5 protein-coding genes are annotated in these 6214 nt (G+C 46.2%); all 5 read left to right on the forward strand.

What is annotated here, in order from left to right; translation table 11 throughout:
• Positions 1-33: 33 nt before the first annotated feature.
• The 5 genes from ubiG to yfaE all read left to right on the forward strand — a co-directional run bounded on the left by ubiG (position 34) and on the right by yfaE (position 5909).
• The gene (ubiG, locus tag Q4Q57_RS18900) at positions 34-744 is read left to right on the forward strand and encodes a bifunctional 2-polyprenyl-6-hydroxyphenol methylase/3-demethylubiquinol 3-O-methyltransferase UbiG (protein ID WP_006086768.1); all 711 of its coding nucleotides are present in this window, start codon (positions 34-36) and stop codon (positions 742-744) included.
• 1 nt (position 745) lies between these two features.
• Positions 746-1417, forward strand: coding sequence for an HAD-IA family hydrolase (locus Q4Q57_RS18905; protein ID WP_311891707.1), 672 nt, complete (start codon positions 746-748; stop codon positions 1415-1417).
• 526 nt (positions 1418-1943) lie between these two features.
• Positions 1944-4232: a class 1a ribonucleoside-diphosphate reductase subunit alpha gene (nrdA, locus tag Q4Q57_RS18910; protein ID WP_220590317.1), complete on the forward strand. Its 2289-nt coding sequence runs from the start codon at positions 1944-1946 to the stop codon at positions 4230-4232.
• Positions 4233-4315: 83 nt separating this feature from the next.
• Entirely contained in the window at positions 4316-5446 is a 1131-nt protein-coding gene (gene nrdB / locus Q4Q57_RS18915) for a class Ia ribonucleoside-diphosphate reductase subunit beta (RefSeq protein ID WP_311891708.1), read from the forward strand.
• Between the two features lie 37 nt (positions 5447-5483).
• Entirely contained in the window at positions 5484-5909 is a 426-nt protein-coding gene (gene yfaE / locus Q4Q57_RS18920) for a class I ribonucleotide reductase maintenance protein YfaE (RefSeq protein ID WP_311891709.1), read from the forward strand.
• Positions 5910-6214 lie beyond the last annotated feature (305 nt).

Consider the following 6214-nt stretch of genomic DNA (forward strand, 5'->3'; position numbering starts at 1 on the left):
TAGCCGCACAATACAGCTACTTCAGGTAATAGCATGCATCAGAATACCAATGTGGACCCACAGGAAATCGCAAAGTTTGAACGTATGGCCGAAACGTGGTGGGATCTCAACGGTGAATTTAAGCCGCTGCATCTATTAAACCCGCTGCGCTTAAATTATATCGATCAAACTGCTGGCGGCATTTTCGGTAAGAAAGTGCTCGACGTCGGTTGCGGTGGCGGGATTTTATCTGAAAGCATGGCCCGTATCGGTGCCGAGGTTGATGGTCTCGACATGGGTGATGAGCCCTTAGAAGTCGCCCGCCTACATGCCCTCGAAACCGGCGTAAGCATTAATTATGTAAAAAATACCGCCGAGACCCACAGCCAAGATCATCAAGCCTATTACGATGTGGTGACCTGTATGGAAATGCTGGAGCATGTGCCCGATCCACAATCTGTGATCAAGGCTTGCTGTGACATGGTTAAACCCGGTGGCTTTGTGTTTTTCTCCACCATCAACCGCAACATTAAATCCTATGTGCACACGATTCTGGGCGCAGAATATTTACTGAAGATGCTGCCAGTTGGTACCCATGAGCATAAAAAATTCATTAAGCCTTCGGAATTGATTGAACTTGTGGACAATACCGATCTGATCTGTACCGATGCATTAGGCATCAGCTACAACCCGCTGACGGGCATTTTTAAATACACGCCTAAAGTTGATGTCAATTACATGATAGCGACGCGTAAGGTTGATTAATATGAGTTTGGCACAGATCCAAGGCGTACTGTTCGATCTCGACGGCACCTTAGCCGATACCGCGCCGGATCTGGTGCAGGCCCTTAATTTAAGTCTTCAAGACGTCGGCATCGCCGCGCAGCCGTTAGCGGCCATGCGCTACGCCGCATCCCACGGCAGTTTTGCCTTAGTCGATGCGGCGATCCCCAATGCAGCGGATGATCTTCGCACTCAAGTTCAGCAAGGGCTGCTCGCCCACTATCAGCGCATTAATGGCGATCACTGTGCGCTATTCACAGGCATTGCAGCATTACTCGACTGGCTCGAGTTAATGCAGCTGCCATTTGGGGTGATCACCAACAAGCCTGCCCGCTTTACCCGTCCCTTATTGCGAAAACTGAATTTACACTTACGTATGCCCGTTATCATCAGTGGCGATTCAACCAAACACCCAAAACCCCACACAGCACCTATGTTATTAGGGGCTCAGCAACTGAACTGCGCTCCAGAGCACATTTTGTATCTTGGGGATGCTGAGCGGGATTTGTTGGCAGCTAAGGCGGCGGGCATGTTAGGCGGCGTTGCCCTATGGGGTTATCTGGGTGTCAACGACCAGCCATTACAGTGGCCAGCTCACGCACACTTTGCCAGCCCAACTGAGCTACATCAGGCATTAGTCGACGCATTTTCCTAGAAAAGCTCGCTAATAAAACGGCGAACAGACGTCACCATGACACTCAAAGATAAACCTTTTGCTAAAGTGACTATGCAGACGCACATAAGTGTGTTTGCCTGATTTTTACCTGCGAATAAAATCAGGCTGCGAAAGGTCGGCGGATAAAAGATCGGCACTTGTGCGCGATCGCGATCTAAAGAAAAGATCGCCTAAAAATCCCCCATGAGTGCGACACGCTAACCTGAAATTGAGCTTCAAGGTTAGTCGTTACTAACGCGAAAGCTTATCCTCAACTTATCCACAAGATGTCCCCTGAATTCAGACTTGCAAATAGGGGCAAACCTCACTATCTTGTATCCCAGATAATTTAAAACACCATATCTTGTGTATAGGTAGCAATCAGACACACTAGAAGCTCGCCGCTTAATTGACTCGTTTTCAACCAGTCAGCAGTATTTAAGGGACGGTTATTGATTGTTTTACAAGGATACGTACGGTGAACTTGCTCACCTAAATAGATATAAGAACCAAGGCCTATCTCCAAATGAATAGCACTATGACAGTCACAAAACGCTGTGGCGATCGTGAGAATATCGATCTCGAAAAAATACACCGCGTAATTACTTGGGCAGCCAAGGGATTAAAAAACGTTTCTGTTTCTGAAGTTGAACTGCGCTCGCACCTACAGTTTTTCGATGGCATCCCAACCGAAGCCATCCATGAAACCATTATCAAAGCGGCGGCGGATTTAATTTCTCCAGAATCACCGGACTATCAGTTCCTCGCCGCCCGTTTAGCGGTGTTTCATTTGCGTAAGAAGGCCTTCGGTCAATTCGAGCCGCCAGCACTGTATACCCACGTGACGAAATTAGTTGAGCTTGGCAAGTATGACATGCACATTCTGCAAGATTACAGCCGCGAAGAACTCGACGTGATGGATACCTATATCGACCATTGGCGCGATATGGACTTCTCTTACGCAGCGGTAAAGCAGCTTGAAGGTAAATATTTAGTTCAAAACCGTGTGACACACGAAATCTACGAGAGCGCGCAGTTCCTCTACATTTTGGTCGCGGCCTGTTTGTTTGCCCGTTATCCAAAAGAAACTCGCCTGAAATACGTTAAAGATTTCTATGACGCGGTATCGACCTTTAAGATTTCGCTGCCAACGCCAATCATGGCTGGTGTGCGCACGCCAACACGTCAGTTCAGCTCTTGCGTACTGATCGAATGTGGTGACAGCTTAGATTCAATCAACGCGACAGCTTCGTCGATAGTGAAATACGTCAGTCAACGTGCGGGTATCGGTATTAACGCCGGTCGTATTCGCGCCTTAGGTAGCCCAATCCGTGGTGGTGAAGCCTTCCACACAGGTTGTTTACCTTTCTATAAGTATTTCCAAACCGCAGTTAAGTCTTGCTCTCAAGGCGGCGTGCGTGGTGGTGCTGCGACCCTCTTCTACCCGATTTGGCACTTAGAAGTCGAATCTCTGCTGGTATTGAAAAATAACCGCGGCGTTGAAGATAACCGTATCCGTCACTTAGACTACGGTGTGCAGTTGAACAAAGTCATGTATCAACGTCTGATCAAGGGCGAAAATATCAGCCTGTTTAGCCCATCAGATGTACCTGGTTTGTACGATGCGTTCTTTGAAGATCAAAACGAATTCGAACGTTTATATGTGCAATACGAGCAAGACAGCAGTATTCGTAAGAAAACCATAAAGGCAGTTGAGCTGTTTTCACTGATGATGCAAGAGCGCGCCTCAACCGGCCGTATCTACATTCAGAACGTGGATCACTGCAACACCCATAGCCCGTTCGATTCTAAAGTCGCGCCGATCAGACAATCTAACCTGTGTCTTGAAATCGCCCTGCCGACAAAACCATTGAACAACATCGATGATCCTAATGGTGAAATCGCGCTTTGTACGCTGTCAGCACTTAACTTAGGTTCAATCAAAGAATTATCTGATATTGAGCCATTAGCCGACCTCGCGGTACGCGCACTGGATAATCTGCTGGATTATCAAGATTATCCTATCAAGGCAGCACAACTTGCCTCGATGAATCGCCGTACCTTAGGTATAGGCGTGATTAACTTCGCTAACTACTTAGCGAAAAATGGCATGAAGTATTCCGATGGCAGCGCGAACGATCTGACCCACAGAACCTTCGAAGCCATTCAGTTTTATTTACTGAAAGCCTCGATGAACTTGGCCAAAGAACAAGGTGCGTGTCCGTTATTCCACGAGACCACGTACGCTCAAGGTATTTTGCCAATCGATACTTATAAACGTGACCTAGATAAAATTTGTGCCGAACCATTGCACTTAGACTGGGAATCACTGCGTAGCGATATCAAGCAATATGGCCTGCGTAACTCGACGCTGTCGGCATTAATGCCATCAGAAACCTCGTCGCAAATCTCCAATGCGACCAATGGTATCGAACCACCGCGTGGCCTTATCAGCGTGAAATCGAGCAAAGACGGTCAGCTAAAACAAGTGGTACCTGATTTCGATACGCTGAAAGATAGCTATGAATTACTATGGAAAATGCCAAGTAATGATGGTTACTTACAGCTAGTGGGCATCATGCAGAAGTTCGTTGACCAAGCGATTTCGGCTAACACTAACTACGACCCTTCACGTTTTGAAGGCCGTAAAGTACCGATGCAAACTCTGCTGAAAGATTTGCTCAATGCTTACAAGTTAGGTGTGAAAACGCTTTACTACCATAACACTCGCGATGGTGCATCGGATTCACACGATGACATCACCAATTTAGAGAAAGAAGATGACGGTTGCGCCGGCGGCGCGTGTAAAATCTAGTCTTTAACGTTAACGCGGCTCTTACAAATAAAAAGTATAGGGATCCCGATTGAGTGGATCCCTATCCATTGGAAAATAGCACCATGGCCTACTCTACCTTCTGTCAAACACCCAACGATGCCACCCGTGAACCTATGTTTTTAGGTCAATCGGTCAACGTGGCTCGTTATGATCAACAAAAATATGAAGTGTTCGAAAAACTGATAGAAAAGCAGTTATCTTTCTTTTGGCGCCCAGAAGAAGTAGACGTCAGTCGCGATAAGATTGACTACGGTGCATTGCCCGATCATGAAAAACACATCTTTATTTCGAACCTGAAATACCAAACCCTGCTCGACTCGATTCAAGGTCGCTCGCCCAATGTGGCCTTTTTGCCACTGGTGTCGCTACCTGAGTTAGAAACTTGGATTGAGACTTGGTCTTTCTCTGAGACGATTCACTCGCGCTCATATACCCATATCATTCGTAACATCGTTAACGATCCGTCAGTGATCTTCGACGATATCGTCGTGAACAAAGAAATCTTAAGCCGTGCGACCGATATCGCGGCTTACTACGATCACTTAATTAAATTAACTCAAGTGTTCCACTTACTCGGCGCGGGGACCCATGTTATTGATGGCAAAGAAGTCATAGTCAACACCCGCACCCTGAAAAAAGCCTTGTACCTGTGCATGATGTCAGTCAACGCACTAGAGGCGATTCGTTTTTATGTTAGCTTTGCCTGCTCCTTTGCCTTTGCTGAACGTAAACTGATGGAAGGTAACGCGAAAATCATTCGCCTTATCGCCCGTGATGAAGCACTGCACTTAAACAGCACTCAGCATATTTTAAGCATTATGCAAGGTGGTAAAGACGATCCTGAAATGGGTGAAATTGCCGCAGAATGCCAACACGAAGCCTTCGATTTATTCTTCAAGGCAGCAGAGCAAGAAAAAGAATGGGCAAAATACCTGTTCAAAGACGGCTCTATGATAGGTTTGAATGAACAGATCCTTTGCCAATACGTTGAATTTATTACTAATCAACGCATGAAGTCGGTGAATCTGCCACAACCTTATCCTGAAATAACCAATCCATTACCTTGGATGAAAAACTGGTTAGAAAGCGATGCGGTGCAAGTCGCACCACAGGAAGTGGAAGTGTCTTCATACTTAGTCGGTCAAATCGACTCAGCGGTTGATGGCGATGAATTCCTCGACTTCGATCTCTAAGACGCTCAAAAGTGACGTTAATAATGGCATTACAACAGTGACATCGAAAAAACGGCCACAAAATCTGTTCGCGAAGGCGCCAATTGTGCGCCTTCAAGGTCAACCGGTGTTGCTCTTTACAGAGCAACAAGGCACCTTGTTGCAAGCGCTCGAAGCAAAAAAAGTCAAAATCTTCTCAGAATGTCGCAACGGTTTCTGCGGCGCCTGCAAAACACGGGTCATCAGCGGAAAAGTCAGCTACTTAAACGAACCCTTAGCTGAACTCAAACATGATGAATGTTTGCCCTGCTGCTGTGTGCCTACCGAAGATTTAGAGCTCGACTTGTCACCTGAAGGTGCGGCTGTGGTCACCTATGCATGTCAACCTCATCAGAGCAAACCCAGTTTGGCTAAGTCAAAGCAAACACAAAATGTAGCAAGTGACATACGCACGCAGAAACAGGCAGTGTTTGAAGACTCATAACGGCAAAACTCGATTGTTCAATAAGCTGCTTTAAACAAGATGTGGCGTTAAAACCCAAAATCGCTTTAAAACAAAAATGAGCTTTTAAACAAAGAGTAGCTTTAAGACAAACAGCCCCTTTCAATACAGCCTTATTCAATCCGCGCCATTAGATACCAAACGTTTTAAAACCCACTATTTTCCCTTCCCTCTATTTTCAATACATTCACACTAAAAAACCTAAAACAAACTTGTCCCGTCCTAAGATAGGTTGACAGTTTTTAGGCCAGCTCCTGTAGCTGGCCTTTTCTATTGTGCACCTGATT

This window comes from Shewanella sp. SP2S2-6 (genome assembly GCF_031931965.1).
GTDB lineage: Bacteria > Pseudomonadota > Gammaproteobacteria > Enterobacterales > Shewanellaceae > Shewanella > Shewanella baltica.

Excerpts from the sequence above, each read along its gene's own strand:
- ubiG (WP_006086768.1), top strand. The coding sequence starts at position 34 with ATGCATCAGAATACCAATGTGGACCCACAGGAAATCGCAAAGTTTGAA.
- Q4Q57_RS18905 (WP_311891707.1), top strand. The coding sequence starts at position 746 with ATGAGTTTGGCACAGATCCAAGGCGTACTGTTCGATCTCGACGGCACC.
- nrdA (WP_220590317.1), top strand. The coding sequence starts at position 1,944 with ATGAATAGCACTATGACAGTCACAAAACGCTGTGGCGATCGTGAGAAT.
- nrdB (WP_311891708.1), top strand. The coding sequence starts at position 4,316 with ATGGCCTACTCTACCTTCTGTCAAACACCCAACGATGCCACCCGTGAA.